Below are 22,008 nucleotides of genomic sequence, written 5' to 3'. Positions count from 1 at the left end.
CCCATGTGTCTGTGCGGCAATTGTCTGCCCGGCGGGTCTGCCATACCGTATTTTGTGGCAGCGCCCCGCCAACGTTGCAAAGCCACTCGTGGGAGGCACCACGAAAGAGACGGAGACTCCCGACTCCGCCGTTCCATGAGGGCAACACCGGAGCAGGCGTCTGGTTCCCGAAGGGAATGGGAGATGAGTCTCGAGGGAAACGGGAGATGGTTCCCAACCGGCCTGTTCCGTGCCACAAGGCGGCCGACCCGACCCTTGAGCCGTGCCAATCATGATGCCTGCACCCTCCGCCGCCCGTCCCTCCCTGCTCGACCGCGTCGCGGCGGCGCCCTGGTGGCTGCTGTGCGCCGGGCTGGCGGCGGCGATGGCGCTGTCGGTCCTGCTGGTCGGGTTCCGGCTGCCCTACTGGGTGCATTCCGATCAGGATCTGGTGCTGGCCTATCACGGGCTGCTGTTTGGCGACGGGCTGCCGCAGGAGTATTTCGACCATCCCGGCTACGGCTATTTCCTGGTGATCGACCTCTGGTACCGGCTGCTGCATGCGGTTGGGCTGCTGCCGGTCGCCAGCCTGTCGGCCCTGCCGCCGGGCAGCGACGTCGCCGCGACCGAAGCGGTGTGGCAGTCGCTGGTCCAGGCCGGACGGGCGCTGTCGATCCTGCTGACCGCCGCCTTCGCCGTCAGCTATGCCACGCTGCTGCGCGGGCTGGTGGAGGACCGGCGGGTGGCGCTGCTGGCCGGCATCCTGCTGGCCTTCGGCGTCGGGCTGACGGCGCAGGGGCGGCAGATGCGCACCGACCTGCTGTCGGCCGGCTTCGTCGTGCTGGGGCTGCTGCTGGTCCTGCGGGCGGTGCGGCCGGCGGACGGCAGGCCGTGCGGCGGCGCATCGCTGCTGCAACTGGCGCTGGGCGGCCTGCTGGTCGGGCTGGCGATGGTGACCAAGGTGCAGGCGGTCTTCCTGGCGATGGGGCTGCCGGTGGCGGCGATCCTGTTCGGGCGGCGGGCGGAGGCTGCACCTGATGAAAAGGGCTGGGGCGTTGCCGCGCTGGTCGGGCTGCTGGCGGTGGCCGCCGCGGTGCCGGCCTTCGGGCTGATCCAGGCCGGGCTGGCCGGCTGGGGGCGGGCGGTCTATCCCTACACGCCGGTTGGCGGCGGGCTGTCGGGCGGCGGCTATCAGAACATCGTTGCCGGCTGGGTGCTGGCCGGCATCCTGGTCCATGCGGCGGTCCACCGGGTGCCGGCCGCCCGTGCGGTCGCCGGAGCCGCGGCGGTGCTGCTGGGGCTGGCGGTCGGGCTGCTGGCGCTCGACATCCGCTGGAACGAGCAGAACGCCATCGCCGTGGCGAACTTCGTCGAGCACATGTTCGTCTTCTCCTCCTGGCGGCATGGGGCGGAATTGCAGGGCCAGGGGAATGTGGTCGGGCAGGGGACGCTCGGGCTGCTGCTGGCCGGCATCGGCCGGACGCTGGCGATCCGCACCATCGTCCTGCACCCCGACAACATCCCGCAGACCATCGTCGTGGAGTGGTTCGCGCTGGCCGGTGCCGTGGTGCTGTGGCGGCGGGGGGAGAGGCTGGCGGCGGTGCAGGCCTTGTTCCTGCTGCTGGTCGCCTGGGGGCTGGAGTCGCTGTTCTCGCTGCGCGGATTTCAGCGCGCCTATGCCGCCTACACCGACCCGCTGGCGATCCTGTCGGCGGCCTGGGTGCTGGCGCGGATGCCGGGTCTGCTCGACCGGACCGGGCCGCGGCGCTGGATCCTGGCGGGCGTGGCGCTGGTCGTCGTCGCCGCCCATGCCTGGCCGGTCATCGAAACCCGCAAGCTGCCCAACCCGGCGACGCATTGCGAGTGGATCCCGATCTACATGCCCAAGGTGGCGCCGTTCCCCTTCTGCCGTTAGCCGCCTCCCATTTCCCGCGCGCGGTCCAGCGCCTCGACCACGCCGGCGCTGTCGATGTCGTTGAAGTCGGGGCGGTGGTGGATCAGCACGCGCGGGCCGGTGCTGTGGATCGGGTTGGAGGCGTCGGAGAACACCACGACGGTGGGGCAGCCGACGGCTGCGATCAGGTGGGTCGGGCCGGTGTCGTTGCCGACGGCGCCCCAGGCCCGGCGCGCCAGCCCGCCCAGCTCCGGCACGCTGGTGCGGTCGGTGAGGTCGACCGCCTGCGGGCAGGTTTGGGCGATCACGCGGGCGAGGTCGCGCTCAATGCCGGTGCCGATCACCGCCGGCACGATGCCGCGCTCCGCCAGCGCCGCCGCCACCTCGGCATAGCGGCGGGCCGGCCAGCGCTTGTCCGGCCGTCCGGGGGAGGAGCCGGGGACCAGCAGGGCGAAGCGCTCCGGCAGACCGAATTTGGCGATGTCGGCGTCGAGCCAGGACAGGTCCGGCGTCTCGTCCGGGACGATGCCGAAGGGGGCAAGTTGGCGGATATAGCGGTCGCGCACCGGCACCTTGCGCCGGCCTTCGTAGCGGTCTGGATGCGAGGCGCCGCGGGCGGTGCCCGACCATTCCGGCCAGGGGCCGGGGAACAGCAGACGGTGATAGAGGTCGGTGCGCGTCTGCGCCTGGAGATCGTAGACGCGGTCGAAGCGGTGGGCGCGCAAGGCCCGGCGGATCGCCAGATAGGCCGACAGCGAGCGGTCGCGCGGATCCTCCAGCACCTCGTCGAACAGGCCGCTCATCCGGGCGAGCGGGGCGAGCGAGGGCAGGGTCAGCAGGGTCAGCCGGTCGCCGGCATGATGGCGGCGGATGGCGGCGAAGGCGGTCTGGGCCAGGAAGAAGTCGCCGAAGGCGCCCAGCTTGATGACCAGGATGCGGAGCGGACGCTTGCTCATCGTGTCTTGTTCCCGATAGGGGCCCCGATGCGGGTTGCCAGCCGCAGCATCAGCGCGGCGGACAGGAAGCCCGCCATCCACCAGGGCTGCCAGATGCCGTAGGCGGTGCTGCCCATCGCCATCGCCGTGGCGAACAGGGCGAGCGCGAAGGGCTGGTCGCGGCGCTCCAGCCGGGCGGTGGCGGCCAGCAGCAGCAGCATCGCCGCCAGGGCCAGCGCCGCCCCGACCGCCCCGGTCTCCAGCCAGAGCTGGAGGAAGGCGTTGTGCGGATGCAGCGGCAGCAGGCTGTCGCCGATCGGCGAAAACTCCGACACCGCGCCTTCCGGCGGCAGGGAGCGCGAGGCGTCGATGCCCTGGCCGAACACCGGCGTGCGCAGCGCGCGGTCCGCCGCATGGCCCCAGATCTCCACCCGGTGCTGGGCGGAGCGGAAAAGCAGGCCGGAATGGTCGAGGTCGAGCGGGCCGGAGAACAGCAGGGCGGCGGGCAGCACCAGCAGGAAGGCGGCGGTCACCGCGGCGCTGAACAGCCGGCGGGTCCAGGTGGCGGACGCGCGGGCGGCGGCCAGCGTGACCAGCCCGGCGGCGATGCCCAGCATGGCCGACCGGCTGGTCAGCGGCAGGCAGGCCAGCGCGTAGCCGACCGGCACCAGCAGGGCCAGCGCCTTGCGCCCGAAGCGGTCCACCGCCAGGGCGGCGGGCCAGACCAGCAGGCAGAGCAGCGCCGCCGTCCGTTTCGGCACATTGCCGTTCAGCAGGTTGGGCAGCTGGTCGTCGGGCACGCCGTTCCACCAGCGGTTCAGCGGGAAGTCCAGCGCCGCCTCCACCGCGAACAGCAGCCCGCCGGCCAGCCCGCCGGCCAGGAACAGCTTGGCCAGCCGGCGCGCCTCGGCCGCCGGCAGCCCGGCGATCCAGCCGCCGCCGGCCAGCGCGCCGAGCGCGATGTAGCCAATCTCCAGCACCGTCGCGAGAGCGCGGTCGGACGGGCTCCACAGGGTGGAGGCCAGGGCCAGCAGAAGGAAGGCGCCGACGGCGGCGACCGGCGGTGTGAGGCGCAGGATGCGCCCGAAGGCCCCACGCCGGGCCAAACCAGCGAGCGACAGCACCAGCACGAGGATGGCCAAGACCGGGAGCCCGCGCGGGGCGAGCGCCGCCAGCGGTCCCAGCACCAGGGCCGCGGCCCCGGCCACGCCGTGCAACACGGCATCGACCCCGCGGCCGGCGGGAGACGGGCGGGGGGCTGGGGGAGCGGGGCGCGACGCGGTGGCGTCCAGGGACTCGACGGGCATGACCTTGACGCGGATCAGCGGAAACCGGCGGCGACTTAACCGCACTCCCGCCACGAAAGCAACGACGCGCGGTCGGCGGAGGCCGGGCGCCGTCCGGGAGGCTTGAAACAGCGTGGAACGGGTTTGCGGAGGTTGTTCCAGTGTTTCATGGGCGCCGGGACGGTGCCGGGGGGCGCGGGGCAAACTGACGGTTTGAAACAGCGTGGAACAGAAATCCGGAAGTGTTCCACTGTCTCATCTGGAGTTAAGCCGTTGGTGGGAAACGCAGATCGGGTGAGCGGCAACCGGTGGGTCATGGCGGGTCCTGACCGGCAGTGGCAAGGATGATAGTCCTATCATGGTTGTCGCGGCTTGGGGAAAGGGTGGATGAAAATTGCGGGTGGGACTGCTTCTCTCTGCTTACTCGGTCGGCCGAAAGCAAGGAGCGGCGGGTACGCGATGCTTGAGGATCCTCGCCATGCATCCCCCTCACCCTGACCCTCTCCCCGGGGGGAGAGGGGACTTTGGTCGTGTCGCTGGATGGCTCCCAGCGCGCCGTGGATTGCGTTACGCTCTGTTTCATGTGTTCGAAGGGGGCGGAGATGGAACGCAGCGAGGGGCAGGGGACCGGCAGTTACAGCGTGCGTGTGATGAGCCGGGGCGAGCTGGATCTGGCCGTCGAGTGGGCGCGGCTGGAGGGGTGGAACCCCGGCCTGCACGATGCCGGCGCCTTCCATGCCGTCGATCCGGCCGGCTTCCTGGTCGGGCTGCTGGACGGACAGCCGGTCGCCTCGCTGTCGGTTGTCCGCTACCCGGGGAATTTCGGCTTCCTCGGCTTCTACATCGTGCGGCCGGAGGCGCGTGGGCGCGGCTATGGCTGGACGCTGTGGCAGGCGGGGCTGCGCCATCTGGAGGGCTGCACCGTCGGGCTCGACGGCGTGGTCGCGCAGCAGGACAATTACCGCAAATCCGGCTTCGCCCTGTCCCACCGCAACATCCGCTTCGGCGGCAGCCTGCCGGAGGGTGGGGCCGGCGCGACGAGGCTGGTGGACGCCCGCACCGTGCCCTTCGACCGGCTGACGGCCTTGGACGCCGCGCTGTTCCCGGCGTCCCGCCCCGGTTTCCTCGCTAACTGGATCTCCCTTCCCGGTGCGACGGCGCTGGCGGCGGTGGGGGACGGCGATGTGAGGGGCTTCGGGGTGATCCGGCCCTGCCACGACGGCTGGAAGATCGGCCCGCTCTATGCCGCCGACGCGGCGGTCGCGCGGGATCTGGTGCTGGCGCTGGGCCGGACGGCCGGGGCCAAGGGTGGAGTCGGGCCGGTGTTCCTCGACGTGCCGGAGCCGAACGCGGCAGGGGTGCGGCTGGCGGAGGAGGTGGGGCTGTCGCCGCAGTTCGAGACGGCGCGGATGTATCTGGGGCCGGCTCCGGCAACCGGGCTGGGGCGGGTGTTCGGGATCACGAGCTTCGAACTGGGGTGAGGGGACGCGGCCGGCGCGGGGCATCTAAGCAGGTTTTCCGAACTCCGCCCACAGATGGGCGGGCTCGGAAAACCTGCTTAAATGCCCATGAATTTCACCATCAGACGTTCGTCGATGTAGCTCCCGTCCACCTTCAGCGCCCGCGGTTCCGTGCCGTATACTTCGAAGCCCAGCCGTTCGTACAGGCCGATGGCCTGCCGGTTGGTCGCGGCGACGGAGAGATGGATTTGCTCGACATGCTCCGCGGCATGGGCGAGCAGGGCGGTCATGACCGCATCTGCCAGACCGCTGCCCCGCCTGTTCCCGCGAACATAGACCCCCCAAAGCATGCCCTTGTGCCGCGATTTCGCCTGGGTGGGAATCAGCAGCCCGGCTGTGGCATCAAGTATCCCGTTGACGAAGCCGCCGACGATGTAACCGCCCGCGATTCTGTCTGCGAAGCTGGAAAGGGGACGGCTGCTTTCCTCGGCATGGCTCGATCCGAACGCCTCCGGATGGCGGTGCAGGGCTTCGAGGCGGAGCGAGCGGTACTCCTCCGCATCGTCGGGCAACAGCCTTTTCACCACTGTCATGTGCATTCCCTTGTCCTGACTGAGTTCGTGTGTCGCCGTTGCCCAGAAACGTGGGAGCCCCTCACCCCGCCGCCGTCCTGTCCGCCGTTCTCTCGGCCGTCCTTTCGAGCGAGCGGACGATGTGCTCGGCAAGCAGATCCACCGCCTTGGGCAGCGGGCCGGGCTGGCGGTAGAGGGCGGTTTCGATGTCGGGCAGGTCGGGCAGGCCGTGTTCGGCGTTCACGATGTGGAAGCCGGGGGCCAGCATGTCCTTCGGCAGGATGGTGACGCCGAGCCCGGCCGTCACCGCGGCCTTGATGCCGGCGAGGCTGGGGCTGGTGTAGGCCATGCGCCAGGGGCGGCCATGGGCGTCCAGCGCGTCGATGGCGCGCTTGCGGTGGATGTCCGGCGCCGGGGCGAGGACCAGCGGGACCGGGGCGCCCGCGTCGAGGATCAGCCGGTCCGACGCCACCCAGAACAGCGGCTCGCGCCAGACCCGGACGCCGCCGGCCGGACCCTGCGGCTCCCGCTTGCACAGCACGAGGTCGTATTCGCCGCGGGCGAAACGGTCGAGCAGGTTGACGGTGAAGTCGCACTGCACCTCCAGCGCCACCTGGGGATGGGCGCGGGAGAAGCGCCACAGCACGTCGGGCAGATGGGCGGTGGCGAAATCCTCCGGCGTGCCGAGCCGCACCACGCCGCCCACCTCCGGCTCCATCAGCAGGGCGCAGGCCTCGCCCGCCATGCCCAGCAGGCGGCGGGCGTAGGTCAGCAGGATCTCGCCGTCGGGGGTCAGGTCGAGGCCGCGGCCCTCGCGCAGGAACAGGCGCTTGCCCAGCCCGTCCTCCAGCCGCTTGATCTGCAGGCTGATGGTGGACTGGGTGCGGCCCAGCCGCTCCGCCGCCCGCGTGAAGCCGCCGCTGTCCACGATGGTCACGAAGCTGCGCAGCAGGTCGAGGTCGAAGGGCGGCAGCGGAGCGGGCATGGCGGCGGTTCCGGTTCGGCCGGTCAGGTCAGCACCGCCCGGCTCACTGCGAGATAGAGTGGAATACCGACGAGGATGTTGAAAGGAAATGTGATGCCCAGCGACAGCGGAAGCGACAGGCCGGGCTCCGCCGCCGGCAGGGCGTGGCGCAGCGCCGCCGGCACCGCGATGTAGGAGGCGCTGGCGCACAGCGTCACCAAGAGGGCGGCGTCGCCGAGACCGAGCCCCAGCGAAGCGGCGGCGGCAAGGCCGATGACCGCGCCGGCCAGCGGCATGACGATGCCGAAGGCGATCAGCCGCGGGCTGAGCGACACCGCTTCCCGCAGACGGGAGGTGGCGAGATAGCCCATCTCCAGCAGGAACAGGCAGAGCACGCCGTCCCACGGCGCGATGAACAGGCCGTGCAGGCTTTGCAGGCCGGGCTTGCCGATGACCAGCCCGACCAGCAGCGACCCGGCCAGCAGCAGGACCGAGCCGTTGAAGGCGGCCTCGCGGATGGCGCCCTTGATCGAGCCGCCGGTCCCGGTGGCGGAAACGCCGAGAGGGACCGACAGGCTGCCTCCGCCGCCGCCCGCCGCCACGCCGGACACCATGCCGGCGGCGCCCGCCAGCAGCAGGCCGCTGACGATGGCCGGGCCTTCCATGATCGCCAGCGCCGCGACCATGTGGCCGCCGACGGTGACGCCCTGGCTTTCCAGCAGCTTGGTGGCGGTGACGAAGGTGACGAGGCTGACCGAGCCGTAATGGGCGGCGATGGCAGCCGCATTGACCTGATCCAGCCCGACCGCCGAGCGCAGCAGCCCGAAGCCGAGGACCGGCATCAGCAGGCTGAGCAGCCCGGCGGTCAGCAGCAGCGGCAGCACGGTGCCGACATCGGCGCCGGCCAGCGCCACGCCGCCCTTCAGGCCGATGGCGACCAGCAGGTAGGCGGCCAGCGCCTTGCCGAAGCCCTCCGGGAACGGAATGCGCGCCCCGGTAAGCGCGATGACGGCACCGAGGCCGAAGAACAGAATCGGTGCCGACAGCAGCGTGTCCATGATGAATCGTCCCTCGTTTCGATCGTCTGCACGGGTCTTGCCGCAGTGCGGAAACCCATGGGGCGGACGCTAACGGGGTATCTTTCTCATGGGAAATTGATAGTTTTCAGCGCTTCCATTGATTTTATCAATGGAGGGCGGCGGGCCTCAGGCCAGCAGATCGTCCTGGCGGTTGCGCCGCATCCACAGGGCGGCGTAGCTGCACAGCGGGACGATCTTCAACCCCTCGGTGCGGGCGGTCGCCACCACGCCTTCCATCAGGCGGCCGGCGGCGCCGGTGCCGCGCAGCGAGGGCGGGGCCTCGACATAGGAAATCACCAGGGTCTGGCCGTTGCGGCGGTAGTTGGCGAACACCGTCTGGGTGCCGACCGCCAGTTCGAACCGGTTCATCGCGCGGTTGTCTGTGACCGCCTGTGCCATGCCTTGCTCTCCATCGGTTGTGGGGCCCATCTATCTTGGGGTTCTCCCGTCAACAGATGGGGGACGGCGAAGAGGCCGGCAGCCCCCATTTTTTTTTACTCTCCCTGCCAGCCGCAGGCGGACAGCGCGTCCCGCATATGCTCCGGGGCCGGGGCGACGGCGCTGACGGGGGCGTATTCGAAGGCCATGCGGAAGGCGACGGAGCGGGCCAGCAGGTGCAGGTTGCCGGGCGGCCGGCGCTCCGGACCGTAGAAGGGCTCGCCCAGCAGCGGGCAGCCGATGGCGGCGCAATGGACGCGGATCTGGTGGGTGCGGCCGGTGCGCGGGCGAAGCTCCAGCCAGGAGCGGCCGTTGCCGGTGCCGAGAACCCGGTAGTCGGTGACCGCCGGCTGGCCGGCCGGGTCGGGCAGGATGGTCCAGGAGGAGCGGCCGGCCCCTGCGACGGACTTGGGTTCGATCCGCTTCAGCAGCGGCAGGTCGATCACGCCGGTCTCGGTCTCCGGGATGCCCTCGGCCACCGCCCAATAGGTCTTCTCGACATGACCGGCGGCGAACATCTGGCCCAGCCGCTTCAGCGCCCAAAGCGTGCGGCCCAGGATCAGGCAGCCGGCGGTGTCGCGGTCGAGCCGGTGGGCCAGCTTCGGCGGCTCTTCGTCCGGCTCCGCCAGATGGGGCAGGTACAGTTCCAGATGGTCGGTGATGCGCCCTGCCTTGTGGACGGCCAGACCGGCCGGCTTGTCGATGACCAGGCACAGCTCGTCCCGGTGCAGCACGCGGGCGCGCAGTTGGTCCGCGGTGAGCGAGCCGGACGCCGGCAGCGCCTGAGTCGGGGGAGTCGGGGTAAGCGAGTCGGGGATCATGGCCGGCACCATGACCGCGGACGCACCCTTCGTGCAAGTATTCGCAATAAAACGTCATACGGAAAGTTCGTTTGTAAAGCCATGACGCCGTACAGGCAGCGGCACGGTGTCGCGCCGCTGGAATCCACCGCTTTTTCAAGCGGTCCAGCCTATGAGAAAGGTTTGGTGCCGGCCTGGACGTAATGGATAAAGATCGGCTTGATTGAGGAGTTTCAGCCGGTTTTCATTTGATTTCGGCCTCTAGGACTAGCCTTTTGCCCGGTCTCGGAAGGTTTGTTGCGCAGTGACGGAAGGCGTGGCAGAAAGCCGGAACCACGGTCGTGCTTCCGCAGGCTTCGCTTGCGGTCGGGTGCCGCCGTGGAACCATGGATTTGACTTCGCCTCAACCACAAGAGACGTCCAATGCGGAAACCCGTGCGCAAGGTGGTGTTCCCGGTCGCCGGTCTCGGCACGCGCTTCCTGCCGGCCACCAAGGCCATCCCGAAAGAGATGCTGCCGCTGGTCGACCGCCCCCTGCTGCAGCACGCCGTCGAAGAGGCGCGCGCCGCCGGCATCGAGGACTTCGTTTTCGTCACCGGCCGCTCCAAGCGCGCCATCGAAGACCATTTCGACGCCGACACCGAACTGAACCGCACGCTTGAAGAGCGCGGCAAGATGGACGCGCTGGAAGAGGTCCGCCACAGCGAGATCGCTCCCGGCCGCTGCTTCTACACCCGCCAGCAGGTTCCGCTGGGCCTCGGCCATGCCGTGTGGTGCGCCCGCGCCCTGATCGGCAACGACCCGTTCGCCATCGTGCTGCCCGACGACTTCGTCCAGGGCAAGACCCCCTGCCTGAAGCAGATGGTCGAGGCGTACGAGGAGGTCGGCGGCAACATCGTCGCCGTCGTCGACGTGCCGCGCGAAAAGACCAGCAGCTACGGCATCCTCGACGTCGAGAAGGACGACGGCCGTCTGGCCACCGTCCGCGGCCTCGTCGAGAAGCCGAAGCCGGAAGACGCGCCGTCGACCCTGTCGATCATCGGCCGCTACATCCTGCAGCCGGAAATCTTCGACCATCTGGAAAAGCAGCAGCGCGGCGCCGGCAACGAAATCCAGCTGACCGACGCCATGGCCAACCTGATCGGCAACCAGCCGTTCCACGGCCTGCGCTTCGAAGGCACCCGCTACGACTGCGGCGACAAGGTCGGCTTCATCGAGGCGACGCTCGCCCACGCGCTGAACCGGCCGGACATGGCCGACAAGGTGCGTGCCATGCTGCGTAAATATTGCTGACCGACGGGCAGCACGCCTGACGCGGTGCCCGCCCCCGTCCCCTGATCCGGATGGGGGCGGGCGCACGCGTTTGCACTGCATTTCAAAAAGAGCCGGCCAGAGTCGAAAAGGCCGGCCGTGAGGAACGCCTCGCGGCGAAGACCCGCCAGGGCATCCCGAGAACATACAGGTTTTCCTTTTTTCAAGGACATGAGGGGGACGCGATGCGCATTGCGATGATCGGCACGGGCTATGTCGGCCTGGTCTCCGGCGCCTGCTTTTCCGAATTCGGCGTGCACGTCACCTGCGTCGACAAGGACGCCGGCAAGATCGAGCGGCTGAAGAACGGCGAGATTCCGATCTACGAGCCCGGCCTGGACGACCTCGTCGCCCGCAACGTCGCCGCCGGCCGCCTGTCCTTCACCCTGGATTTGAAGGAGGCGATGCAGGGCGTCGACGCCGTGTTCATCGCGGTCGGCACCCCGTCGCGCCGCGGCGACGGCCATGCCGACCTCTCCTACGTCTATGGCGCCGCCGAGGAGATCGCCCAGCATCTCGACCACTACACGGTGGTGGTGACCAAATCGACGGTCCCGGTCGGCACCGGCCGCGAGGTCGAGGCGATCATCCGCCGCGTCCGCCCCGAGGCCGAGTTCGACGTCGCCTCCAACCCGGAATTCCTGCGCGAAGGCTCCGCCATCGGCGACTTCATGCGGCCCGACCGCGTCGTCATCGGCGCCACGTCCGACCGCGCCGGCGAGGTGATGCGCCGGCTCTACCGGCCGCTCTACCTGATCGAGACGCCGATCGTGGTGACCTCGCTGGAGACGGCGGAGCTGACCAAATACGCCGCCAACACCTTCCTGGCCGCCAAGATCACCTTCATCAACGAGATTGCCGATCTGTGCGAGAAGGTCGGCGCCAACGTGCATGACGTGGCGCGCGGCATCGGGCTGGACGGCCGCATCGGCAAGAAGTTCCTGCACCCCGGTCCGGGTTACGGCGGCTCCTGCTTCCCGAAGGACACGCTGGCGCTGGTCCGCACCGCCCAGCAGGTCGGCAGCCCGCTGCGCATCATCGAGACGGTGGTGGACATCAACGACAAGCGCAAGAAGCAGATGGCCGAGCGCATCGTCGCCGCCTGCGGCGGGTCGGTGGACGGCAAGACCGTCGCGGTGCTGGGCGTCGCCTTCAAGCCAAACACCGACGACATGCGCGACAGCCCGTCGCTCGACATCGTCCCGGCGCTCCAGGCGGCCGGCGCGCACGTGCGCGCCTTCGATCCGGCGGCGATGCACGAGGCCGAAAAGCTGCTTCCCGGCGTGGAATGGGCGAAGGACGCCTACGGCACCTTGGAAGGGGCCGATTGCGTCGCTATTCTCACGGAGTGGAACGAATTCCGTGCGCTCGACCTGCGTCGGGTCAAGTCGATGCTGAAGCGGCCGGTGATGATCGACCTGCGCAACATCTACAACCCCGAGGACATGGCGAAGGCCGGCTTCACCTATAGCTCCATCGGCCGGCCATCGCCGGCCGGCGGGATGGACCGTGGCTAACGGTCCAAAGACGGCGTCCAACAGAGGACTAACGAGACGATGAGCGAAGCCCATACCTTCCACCCCACGGTGCTGCGCGAGTACGACATCCGCGGCATCGTCGGCAAGACGCTGACCCCGGCGGACGCCCGCGCGGTCGGCCGCTCCTTCGGCACCGTTGTGGTGCGCAAGGGCGGCAAGACGGTCTGCGTCGGCTACGACGGCCGTCTGTCCTCGCCGGAGCTGGAGGAAGCGCTGGTCGAGGGGCTGGTTTCCACCGGCCTGCACGTCCTGCGCATCGGGCTCGGCCCCACGCCGATGCTGTATTTCGCCACCCGCGACCGCGAGGCGGCGGCCGGCATCATGATCACCGGCTCGCACAACCCGCCGGACTACAACGGCATCAAGATGATGCTGGGCAAGGGGCCGGTCTATGGACAGCAGATCCTGGAACTCGGCACCATGGCGGCCAAGTCCGACTGGGAGCAGGGCCAGGGCTCGTCGGAGAAGATCGACGTCCAGGACGAGTATGTCGCCCGCCTGCTGAAGGACTATGACGGCACGCGCGACCTGAAGATCGCCTGGGACGCCGGCAACGGCGCGTCGGGCGAGATCCTGCGCCGCCTGACCGCCAAGCTGCCGGGCAAGCATGTCCTGCTGTTCGACGACATCGACGGCAACTTCCCCAACCACCACCCGGACCCGACGGTCGAGGCCAATCTGGTCGACCTGAAGAAGGCGGTGGCGGAGCATGGCTGCGACATCGGCATCGGCTTCGACGGCGACGGCGACCGCATCGGCGCCATCGACCACAAGGGCCGCGTGGTGTGGGGCGACCAGCTGGTCGCGCTCTATGCCGCCGACGTGCTGAAGAGCCATCCGGGCGCCACCATCATCGCCGACGTCAAGGCCAGCCAGGCCCTGTTCGACGAGATCGCCAAGCATGGCGGCACCCCGCTGATGTGGAAGACCGGCCACTCGCTGCTGAAGGCCAAGATGGCCGAGACCGGCTCGCCGCTGGCCGGCGAGATGTCGGGCCACATCTTCTTCGCCGACAAGTGGTACGGCTTCGACGACGCGCTCTATTGCGGCGTGCGCCTCGCCGGGCTGGTCAGCAAGCTGGGCACCACGCTGGCGGACCTGCGCGACGGCCTGCCGGACATGGTCAACACGCCGGAGACCCGCTTCCAGATCGACGAGGAACGCAAGTTCGCCGTGGTCGAGGAGGTCAAGGGCCGCGTCAAGGCGTCGGGCGCCAAGGTCAACGACATCGACGGCGTCCGCGTGACGACCGACGACGGCTGGTGGCTGCTGCGCGCGTCCAACACCCAGGACGTGCTGGTGGCCCGCGCCGAGTCCTACAGCCAGGACGGGCTGGAGCGGCTGAAGGGCGCGCTGATCGAGCAGCTGGTGGCGTCGGGGCTGAGCGCACCGTCCTTCGAGGGCGGCGGCTCGCACTGAGGTAGAGTGACGGTGAGGGGGGCGTTCCCCCTCACCGGAAACTCGTCAGATGCCGCCGGAACCGGGCAAGGCTCCAGGCGAAGAACAGAGCGCCGATCCCGGCCGTCGCGGCGAAGCGCGGCCACACCACGTCGAACCCCGCCCCGCGGAACAGGATCGCCTGGGCGAAGGCGACGAAATGGGTCGAGGGTGACAGCTGCATCGCCCATTGCAGCCACTCCGGTTCGCTTTCCAGCGGGGTGAAGCCGCCGGACAGCATGTTCATCGGCAGCACGATCAGGATGAACAGCAGCCCCAGCTGCGGCATCGAGCGCGCCACCGTGCCGAGGAAGATGCCGAGCGCCGTCGCGAAGAACAGGTAGAGCGCCGTCCCGGCCAAAAACAGCGGGACCGATCCGGCCAGCGGCACCGACAGCAGGCCGCGCAGCACGGCATAGAGCGCCACCAGCGTCAGACCCAGGATCACCGCACCGTTCGCCAGCACCTTGGCGGCCATGATCTCGGCCGGGCGGACCGGCATCACCAGCAGATGCTCCAGCGTGCCGTGTTCGCGCTCGCGGATCAGGGCGGCGCCGGCCAGCAGAACCGCCAGCATGGTGACGTTGCTGACCACCGACATGGTGCCGGTAAACCATTTCGTATCCAGCGCCTCGTTGTAGGCGACGCGGAGTTGCAGGCTGACCGGGGCGGCGCTGCCGTCGGCCTCGCGGCGGACGAAGCGGCCGACCTCGTCGTCGACGATGCCCTGGATGGTGCCGGCGCCGATGCCGGCCTGCATCATCGCGGTGGCGTCGATCAGCAGCTGGATCGCCGGGCTCCGGCCGGCCAGCACGTCGGCCTGGAAGTTCGGCGGGATGTCGAGGACGAAGGTGTAGCGGGCGGAATCCATCGCCGGATCGACCTCGGCATGGCCGATCATCGCCGGGGTCTGGAATTCCGGCCCGTGGAAGCTGGAGGCCAGACGCTGCGACAGGGTCGAGCGGTCCTCGTCGACGATGGCGATGGCGGCGTTGCGCAGCTCGTGCGAGATGCCGGTGGCCTGACTGTAGACGGAAAAGGTGAAGGAATAGACGACGAAGCCCAGCATGAAGACGTCGCGCAGCAGGCTGATCCATTCCTTGCGCGCCAGTGTCAGGCTGTTGCGGAGGAAGCGCGTCATCGTTCAGCGTTCCTGTTTCGGCAGGAAGGCGACGCCGAGCGCCAGGAAGACCGGGATGAAGGCGACGGTCGCCAGGATGAAGGGGATGAGTTCGGGCAGGGCGAGGCCCTTGGTGAAGGCGCCGACCGACAGTTTCAGGAAATGGGTGGTGGGGAACAGCGTGCCGAACAGCCACGCCCCGCCTTCCAGCGTCGCCACCGGTTGCAGCATGCCGGAGAACTGGGTGGCCGGCAGCATGGTGACGATGGCGGTGCCGAACACCGCCGCCGTCTGGGTCGCGGTGAAGACCGAGATCAGCAGCCCCAAGGCCGTCGTCGCCACCACATAGACCAGCCCGCCGAGCAGCAGCCCGATCAGGCTGCCCTTCACCGGCACGCCGAACAGGGTGACGGCCATCGCCACCATCAGCAGCAGGTTGAAGGCGGCGAGCCCGATGTAGGGCAACTGCTTGCCCAGCAGGAATTCCAGCCGCGTCACCGGGGTGACGTAGAGGTTGGTGATGGAGCCCAGTTCCTTCTCCCGCACCACGCCCAGCGCGGCAAGGATGGCGGGGATGAAGACCAGCAGCAGGCCGATGGTGGCGGGCACCATGGCGTCGAGGCTGCGGAAGGCCTGGTTGTACCGGTAACGCATCTCAAGAGTGGCGGCCGGGGCGGGCAGGGCGATGCCGGACGCGGTGGCGGCGTCCTGGATGAAGCGCTGGTGCAGGCCGGAAACGTAGCCCTGGATGGTCTCGGCGCGGAAGGGCATGGCGCCGTCGATGCGCACCGCCACCTCGGGGATGCGACCGCGGCGGAGGTCGCGGCCGAAGCCTTCGGGGATCTCGATGGTCAGCGACGCCTCGCCCCGTTGCAGGCGGAGCGCGAGGTCACGGGCATCGATGGCCGGCGGGGTGGGGCGGAAGCTGCGGGAGCCGTCGAACTGCTCGATGTAGGCGCGGCTTTCGGGGGAGCGGTCGTGGTCGAGGACGGCGAAGGTCAGGTTCTCCACATCCATGGTGATGCCGAAGCCGAAGACCAGCATCAGCAGCACGGTGCCGAGCAGGGCGACGGTCAGGCGGACGGGATCGCGGCGCAGTTCGAGCGTCTCGCGCCACGCGTAGGCGAGCAGGCGGCGGCGGGAGAGGGGGGGATTTACGGTGCGGGATCCCCTCTCCCCCCCGGGGAGAGGGTTAGGGTGAGGGGGTGGTGTGGCGGGGATTCCTAGGGAAGGCACGCGGTGCGTCCCCCTCACCCCGACCCTCTCCCCGGGGGGGAGAGGGGGATTTGGTGGGGTGTCGGCTTGAGCATCACCCATAAACCCGATGAAGGCGTCGTCCAGCGTTTCGGCCTGCTGCTGGCGGCGCAGCTCGTCGGGGGGACCGGCGGCGATGACGCGGCCGGCGTTCATGAAGGCCACCCGGTCGCAGCGCGCCGCCTCGTTCATGAAATGGGTGGAGACGAAGATCGTCACCCGCTGGTCGCGCGACAGCGCGATCAGGTCGCGCCAGAACTGGTCGCGCGCCACCGGATCGACCCCGGAGGTCGGCTCGTCGAGGATCAGCAGTTCCGGTTCGTGCAGGATGGCGACGGCCAGCGACAGCCGCTGGCGCACGCCCAAGGGCAGCCGGTCGGCCACCGCGTCGATGTAGGGCGACAGGCCGAACCGCTCGACCAGCGCCGCCAGCCGGGTGTCGGCGTCGGGCAGGTCGAACAGCCGGGCGTGCAGGTCGAGGTTCTGGCGCACCGTCAGCTCGCCATAGAGCGAGAAAGCCTGCGCCATGTAGCCGACGCGGCGGCGGCTCTCCAGATCGGTGGCGTCCACCGGCCGGCCGAACAGCCGCGCCTCCCCGGCGCTGGCGGGCAAGAGGCCGGTCAGCATCTTCATCGTGGTGGTCTTGCCGCAGCCGTTGGATCCGAGGAAGCCGAAGATCTCGCCGCGGCCGATGCGGAAGCTGATGTCCGACACCGCGGTGAAGTCGCCGAAGCGGCGGGTCAGGCCGATGGCCTCGATGGCGGGTTCGGCGCCGGCCGGCTCGGGCGGGCGGGGCGGCACGGTCAGGCGCCGATGACCGCGTTTGGCATCGTCCGGCAGCAGGGCGACGAAGGCCTCCTCCAGATCGGCGGCGCCGGTGCGCGCCTTCACCGCCGCCGGGGTGTCGTGGGCGAGCAGGCGGCCGGCGTTCATCATGACGACTTGGTCGAAGCGCTCCGCCTCGTCCATGTAGGAGGTGGCGACCAGCACGGTCATGCCGGGTCGGCCGGCGCGGATGCGGGCGATCAGGTCCCAGAACTGCCGGCGGGACAGCGGATCGACGCCGGTCGTCGGCTCGTCGAGGATCAGCAGGTCGGGGTCGTGCAGCAGGGCGCAGCAGAGGCCGAGCTTCTGCTTCATGCCGCCCGACAGCTTGCCGGCCGGGCGGTCGGGGAAGGGGGCGAGGCCGGTGGACTCCAAGAGGTCGGCGATGCGGCGCCGGCGCTCGGCGGCGTCGAGGCCGAAGAGGCGGCCGAAGAACTGGAGATTCTCGGCGACGCTGAGATCGGCGTAGAGGTTGCGGCCGAGCCCTTGCGGCATGTAGGCGATGCGCGGCTGGAGAGCGGCGCGGCCGTGGCGGTCGGCAACGTCGGTGCCGAGGACGCGGACGCTGCCCTGCTGGATCTTCTTCGCCGTGGAGATCAGGCCGAGCAGGGTCGACTTGCCGACGCCGTCGGGGCCGATGACGGCGACGCTGGTGCCGGGAGCGATGTCGAGCGAGGCGTCCGCCAGCGCCACCGTCCCGCCATAGCGGTGCCGCACGCCCGACAGCGAGACGGCTGGGGCGGGAGTCATGATCTTTCGCCCGCGGAGGTGTTCCCTCTCCCCCCCGGGGAGAGGGTTAGGGTGAGGGGGATCCGTGGGGTGGATTGGGGGGCGGTTGAAGCGTGTTCTAAAGGTGATGATTTCTGTGCAAAGTCACGCGCTGCGTCCCCCTCACCCCGACCCTCTCCCCGGGGGGGAGAGGGGGGCATCAGGGGTGAAGAGGTCGCCTCCCGCGTCAGGTTCGATTCCAGCCAGTCGGGCCAGACCGCCTTGTCGTCCAGCTTCACATAGGCCATGCCGGTCAGGCCGGTCTTCACCCGCTCGATGTAGCGGGTCACCAGCGCTTCCGGAACGCGGGCCTTGACGCGGAACATCATGCGGTCGCGTTCGGACTTGGTCTCCACCTGCTTGGGCGTGAACTGGGCGCGCGGGGCGACGAAGGTGACGGCGGCGGGGATCGCGGTGTCGGGAACGGCGTCCAGCAGGAGGCGGGCCTCGGCACCGAGCGCGAGGTTCCCCGCCGTGTCGGTCGGCAGGAAGAAGGTCATGTACACGTTCGACAGGTCGAGCAGAGTCGCCGCCTTGCCGCCGGCCGCCAGCACCTCGCCGGGTTCGGACAGGCGGTAGAGCACGCGCGACTTGCGCGGCGCCTTCAGCACGCCGTCGGCGACCAGATCGGCCAGACGGTCGACGTCGCCGGCCGCGGCGGCGATGGCCTCCTCGGCGCTGGCGAGGTGGCTCTTGGCGGCCTCCAGCGCGGCGTCGGCGGTGCGGCGGCTGTTGCGGGCCTGATCGACGCGCTGTTCGGCGACATGGCCCTTGCCGAACAGGATCAGCGCCCGCTCCATCTCCTTGGCGGCGAAATCGGCCTCGCTGACGCGCTGGGCGACCAGGGCGGCGGCTTCCTCCCGCGCTCGCCGGGTCTGGCGCAGCTGGGCCTCGGCGGAGCGGAGCTGCGCTTCGAGGTCGCGGGTGTCGAGCGTGGCGATGACGGCGCCGGCCTCCACCAGATCGCCTTCCTCGACCGGGATGGTCAGGACGCGGGCGGCGTATTTGGTGGCGACGTCGATCTCGTTCGCCTCGATCCGGCCGTTGCCGGAGGCGAAGCCGGCGGGCAGGCGGTTGCCCTGCATCGCCCGCCAGCCATAGGCGGCCCCGGCGCCGAGGATCGCCAGCAGGGCGACGGCGACGAGAAGGCGCTTGATGCTCATGGCTGGGTTCCTTTCCCGGCGTCTTTCCCGGTGTCGAGGGCGCCCATCACGCCGGCCAGGATGCGCTCGCGCGCCGCGTCGTCGGGGGCGGCGTCCAGCGTGCGGCGGAGCGCCAGCAGCGCCTCGGCATAGTGGTTGTGCCAGTCGAGGCCGGCGAGGCCGGCCGGGGCGAGGCGGGGGTGGCGGTCGGCCGGGGCGAGCGGGCGCGGGGCGGCGAGATCGACACGGTCGTCCAGCGCCGGCTGGGCGATGCGCTCCGCCGGCCAGCCCTTGTCGAGCAGGGCCTGACGGATGGAGGCGCGGGCGGCGTCCTCGCCATGGACCAGGAACAGGCCGTGGCCGACGCCGTGGCGGGCATTCACCCAGTCCAGCAGGGCGGTGCGGTCGGCATGGCCAGAATAGACGTCGATGGAGCGGACCGTTGCCTTCACCGCGATCTCCTCGCCATGGATGCGGACGCGGGGCGTGCCCTCCTGCAACAGGCGGCCCAGCGTGCCGGGGGCCTGATAGCCGACCAGCAGCACGGTGTCCTGCGGGCGCCACAGGCGGTTCTTCAGATGGTGGCGGATGCGGCCGGCGTCGCACATGCCGCTGGCCGCCATGACGATGGCGCCGCCGGCGATGCTGTTCAGCCGCTGGCTTTCCGGCACGCTGCGGACATGGTGGAAATTGGCGCGGGTGAAGGGGTCGCCGTCGGTCTCCAGATCGTCGAGATGGCGGCGGAAGACGCCGGTCACCGCGTCGGCCAGGGGGGAGTCGAGGAAGACGTCCACCGCCGGCAGCTGGCCGCCGTCGAACAGGCAGTCGAGGTCGTAGAGCAGCTCCTGCGTCCGCTCCACCGCGAAGACCGGGATCAGCAGGACGCCGCCGGCCGCCAGGGCGGTGGATACCTCGGCGCGCAGAACCGCCTGCCGTCCGGCCTCGTCGAGGTCGGTGCGCTCGCGGTCGCCGTAAGTGGTCTCCAGCACCATCCAGTCCGGCCGCTCCGGCGCCTCGGCGTCGGCGTGGAAGCTCTTGCCGCCGGGGCCGAGGTCGCCGGAGAACAGGATGCGGGTGGGGTCGCCGGCGCCGTTTCCAAGGCCATCGGTGACTTCGACCTCGATGGAGGCGGAGCCCAGGATGTGGCCGGCCTGCCAGAAGCGGGCGCGCAGGCCCGGTAGGATCTCGGTCCAGCGGTCGTACTCGACGCGGCGGAGCCGGCGCAGGCTGCGGATGGCGTCGTCCTGGGTGTAGATCGCCTGGACCGGCGGGCGGCCGCGCTGGCGGTTGCGGCGGTTGAGGCGCTCGACCTCGCCCTCCTGGATGTAACCGCTGTCGGGCAGCATGTATTCCAGCAGGTCGACCGTTCCGCCGGTGGCGTAAATCCGGCCGCGGAAGCCCAGCTTCGTCAGCTTGGGCAGCAGGCCGGAATGGTCGATGTGGGCGTGGGTCAGCAGGACGGCGCGGATCGAGGACGGATCGAAGGGGAAGGGGCGGTAGTTCAGTTCCCGGATCGTCTTGGTGCCCTGGAACATGCCGCAATCGATCAGCACGTCGCCCGCAGGCGTGGACAGGCGGAAGCAGGAGCCGGTCACCGTGCCGGCGGCGCCATGGAAGGTCAGCGACAGGGACATGGGGTCGGCTCCTTCGGTTAGGTTCTTACGCCACCATCACCCCGCTGTTCTCCGCCGCGAAGGCCTGGGCGAAGGTGAAGTCGGCGTTGGTGCTGGCGTGGATGCGGTATAGCGGCTCGCCCCGGCGTACCGGCTCACCGACCTTGCGCAGCAGGTCGATGCCGGCACCCTTGTCGGTCGGCGCGCCGGCCAGCCGGGCGATGCGGGCGAGGCGGTAGCAGTCGAGCGACGACACGATGCCGTCGGCGGGCGAAGCCACCTCCGCCACCAGCGAGCCCAGCGTCGCGACGGCGGGCGGCGGGCCTTGCAGGGCGATGATGCGCTCCATGGCGGCGAGCGCGGCACCCGACTCCAACAGGTCGCGCGCCCGGCGGTTGCCGCTGCCGCCGCGGACGGCGGGGTCGAATTCCAGGATGCGGCCGGCCAGCAGCAGGGCGCGCTCCCTCAGGTCGGCGGGACATGCCGGGTCGTTGCGCAGCACGGCCATCACGTCGCGCGCCTCCAGCACCGGGCCGATGCCGCGCCCGACCGGCTGCGAACCGTCGGTGATCGCCACCTCCAGCGTCAGGCCAAGACGGTCGCCGACATGCTCGAACAGCTTGCGCAGGCGCACCGCCTCGCCGGCCGTGCGGATCTTGGCGCTCGGGCCGACGGGGATGTCGATCAGCAGATGCGAGGAGCCGGCCGCCACCTTCTTCGACAGGATGGAGGCGACCAGTTGCTCGCGGGTGTCGATGGCGAGGGGGCGCTCGACCGAGATCAGGATGTCGTCGGCCGGCGACAGCCGGACATGGCCGCCCCAGACCAGACAGCCCTTGGCCTCGCGCACCAGGGCCTGCATGCGCTCCATCGGCACATCGACGTTGGCCAGAACCTCCATGGTGTCGGCGGTGCCGGCGGGCGACGTGATGGCGCGCGACGAGGTCTTGGGGATCGGCAGGCCGTGGGCGGCGACGATGGGCACGACGATCATCGAGGTGCGGTTGCCGGGAATGCCGCCGATGCAGTGCTTGTCGGCGATGGTTCCCAAATCCTGCCAGTGCAGCCGGGTGCCGGCGGCGATCATGGCGCGGGTCAGGCCCAGCACCTCCGCCGTCGTCATGAAGCTGGCGCAGGCGATCAGGAAGGCGGCGATCTCGATCTTGGAGTAACGCTGCTCGGTGATGTCGCGGATGATCGCGGCGAGCTGCTCGTCGGTCAGGGCGGCACCGCCGACCTTGGCGCGCACCAGTTCGAAACTCTCCGGCGGGGTCGGGGGCACGAGATGGACGGCGGTGCCCGCCGCCAGCCCGAGCTGGCCGAAGGCGGGGTCGGACAGGCCGATCTCATCGGGGGCGACGATGGCGGGGTCGTCGACGACGTTCAGCACCGCCAGCAGGGACCGGCCGTCGTTCCGCACCTCCACCCGGCCCAACCCGAGGAAATCCTCGACATGGTAGCGGGTGCAGCGGCGGTTGAGGAAGGCGACGTTCTCCCGGACGGTGTCTATCGCCAGATGTCGAAGCGTCAGCATGCGCACAGTCTACGCCTGCTCGGGCGTGTCAGTGTCGCCGAGCCTGCGCGTCAGCCATG

General features: G+C 69.9%; 17 protein-coding genes. 5 read left to right on the top strand and 12 right to left on the bottom strand.

What is annotated here, in order from left to right:
• Positions 1 to 271 precede the first annotated feature (271 nt).
• Positions 272 to 1,894, top strand: coding sequence for a glycosyltransferase family 39 protein (locus ABNQ39_RS32495; RefSeq protein ID WP_376966313.1), 1,623 nt, complete (start codon positions 272 to 274; stop codon positions 1,892 to 1,894).
• Here ABNQ39_RS32495 and ABNQ39_RS32490 read toward each other — a convergent pair.
• Both ABNQ39_RS32490 and ABNQ39_RS32485 read right to left on the bottom strand, forming a co-directional pair.
• Entirely contained in the window at positions 1,891 to 2,829 is a 939-nt protein-coding gene (locus ABNQ39_RS32490; RefSeq protein ID WP_376966311.1) for a glycosyltransferase family 9 protein, read from the bottom strand. The genes ABNQ39_RS32495 and ABNQ39_RS32490 overlap by 4 nt on opposite strands.
• Positions 2,826 to 4,115, bottom strand: a complete 1,290-nt coding sequence (locus ABNQ39_RS32485) for an O-antigen ligase family protein (protein WP_376966309.1) — start codon at positions 4,113 to 4,115, stop codon at positions 2,826 to 2,828. The genes ABNQ39_RS32490 and ABNQ39_RS32485 overlap by 4 nt, the downstream gene beginning before the upstream one ends.
• Positions 4,116 to 4,696: 581 nt before the next feature.
• Between ABNQ39_RS32485 and ABNQ39_RS32480 the strand changes: the two genes are divergently transcribed.
• A complete protein-coding gene (locus tag ABNQ39_RS32480) occupies positions 4,697 to 5,575 on the top strand; it encodes a GNAT family N-acetyltransferase (protein WP_376966307.1) in 879 nt (292 codons plus the stop codon).
• Between the two features lie 77 nt (positions 5,576 to 5,652).
• Here the strand turns inward: ABNQ39_RS32480 and ABNQ39_RS32475 are convergent, their stop codons facing one another.
• The 5 genes from ABNQ39_RS32475 to ABNQ39_RS32455 form a co-directional block, all read right to left on the bottom strand.
• Positions 5,653 to 6,147 (bottom strand): GNAT family N-acetyltransferase, encoded by a 495-nt coding sequence (locus ABNQ39_RS32475; protein WP_376966305.1) that lies wholly within the window; start codon positions 6,145 to 6,147, stop codon positions 5,653 to 5,655.
• 61 nt (positions 6,148 to 6,208) lie between these two features.
• Positions 6,209 to 7,111: a LysR substrate-binding domain-containing protein gene (locus tag ABNQ39_RS32470; protein ID WP_376966303.1), complete on the bottom strand. Its 903-nt coding sequence runs from the start codon at positions 7,109 to 7,111 to the stop codon at positions 6,209 to 6,211.
• A gap of 23 nt (positions 7,112 to 7,134) precedes the next feature.
• Entirely contained in the window at positions 7,135 to 8,148 is a 1,014-nt protein-coding gene (locus ABNQ39_RS32465) for a sodium-dependent bicarbonate transport family permease (protein WP_376966301.1), read from the bottom strand.
• Between the two features lie 147 nt (positions 8,149 to 8,295).
• The gene (locus ABNQ39_RS32460; RefSeq protein ID WP_098735853.1) at positions 8,296 to 8,568 is read right to left on the bottom strand and encodes a GNAT family N-acetyltransferase; all 273 of its coding nucleotides are present in this window, start codon (positions 8,566 to 8,568) and stop codon (positions 8,296 to 8,298) included.
• Positions 8,569 to 8,663: 95 nt separating this feature from the next.
• Complete coding sequence (locus ABNQ39_RS32455; protein ID WP_376966299.1) at positions 8,664 to 9,428, bottom strand: RluA family pseudouridine synthase; 765 nt, start codon at positions 9,426 to 9,428, stop codon at positions 8,664 to 8,666.
• Positions 9,429 to 9,830: 402 nt separating this feature from the next.
• On the opposite strand from ABNQ39_RS32455, the gene galU reads away from it, so the two are divergent.
• The 3 genes from galU (at position 9,831) to pgmG (ending at position 13,675) form a co-directional block, all read left to right on the top strand.
• Positions 9,831 to 10,700 carry a UTP--glucose-1-phosphate uridylyltransferase GalU gene (galU, locus tag ABNQ39_RS32450; RefSeq protein ID WP_098735854.1) on the top strand — a complete coding sequence of 290 codons (870 nt, stop codon included), beginning with the start codon at positions 9,831 to 9,833 and terminating at the stop codon, positions 10,698 to 10,700.
• A 203-nt stretch (positions 10,701 to 10,903) separates the two neighbouring features.
• Entirely contained in the window at positions 10,904 to 12,235 is a 1,332-nt protein-coding gene (locus ABNQ39_RS32445; RefSeq protein ID WP_376966296.1) for a UDP-glucose dehydrogenase family protein, read from the top strand.
• A 39-nt stretch (positions 12,236 to 12,274) separates the two neighbouring features.
• Entirely contained in the window at positions 12,275 to 13,675 is a 1,401-nt protein-coding gene (pgmG, locus tag ABNQ39_RS32440) for a phosphoglucomutase/phosphomannomutase PgmG (protein WP_376966294.1), read from the top strand.
• A 31-nt stretch (positions 13,676 to 13,706) separates the two neighbouring features.
• Here pgmG and ABNQ39_RS32435 read toward each other — a convergent pair whose 3' ends face one another.
• The 5 genes from ABNQ39_RS32435 to ABNQ39_RS32415 are packed head-to-tail and all read right to left on the bottom strand — an operon-like array spanning position 13,707 to position 21,949.
• Positions 13,707 to 14,834, bottom strand: coding sequence for an ABC transporter permease (locus tag ABNQ39_RS32435; RefSeq protein WP_376966292.1), 1,128 nt, complete (start codon positions 14,832 to 14,834; stop codon positions 13,707 to 13,709).
• Positions 14,835 to 14,837: 3 nt separating this feature from the next.
• Entirely contained in the window at positions 14,838 to 17,642 is a 2,805-nt protein-coding gene (rbbA, locus tag ABNQ39_RS32430; protein WP_376966290.1) for a ribosome-associated ATPase/putative transporter RbbA, read from the bottom strand.
• Positions 17,639 to 18,823 carry an HlyD family secretion protein gene (locus tag ABNQ39_RS32425; RefSeq protein WP_376966288.1) on the bottom strand — a complete coding sequence of 395 codons (1,185 nt, stop codon included), beginning with the start codon at positions 18,821 to 18,823 and terminating at the stop codon, positions 17,639 to 17,641. The genes rbbA and ABNQ39_RS32425 overlap by 4 nt, the downstream gene beginning before the upstream one ends.
• A complete protein-coding gene (locus ABNQ39_RS32420; RefSeq protein ID WP_376966286.1) occupies positions 18,820 to 20,436 on the bottom strand; it encodes an MBL fold metallo-hydrolase in 1,617 nt (538 codons plus the stop codon). Before ABNQ39_RS32420 ends, ABNQ39_RS32425 begins: the two co-directional genes overlap by 4 nt.
• A gap of 25 nt (positions 20,437 to 20,461) precedes the next feature.
• Entirely contained in the window at positions 20,462 to 21,949 is a 1,488-nt protein-coding gene (locus ABNQ39_RS32415; protein ID WP_376966284.1) for a thymidine phosphorylase family protein, read from the bottom strand.
• Positions 21,950 to 22,008 lie beyond the last annotated feature (59 nt).

This window comes from Azospirillum sp. A26, from assembly GCF_042604635.1.
In the GTDB taxonomy this organism is placed as follows: Bacteria; Pseudomonadota; Alphaproteobacteria; order Azospirillales; family Azospirillaceae; genus Azospirillum; species Azospirillum palustre.
The sequence above is the reverse complement of the archived record's forward strand: the minus strand, read 5'-3'. Positions and strand labels throughout refer to the sequence as shown.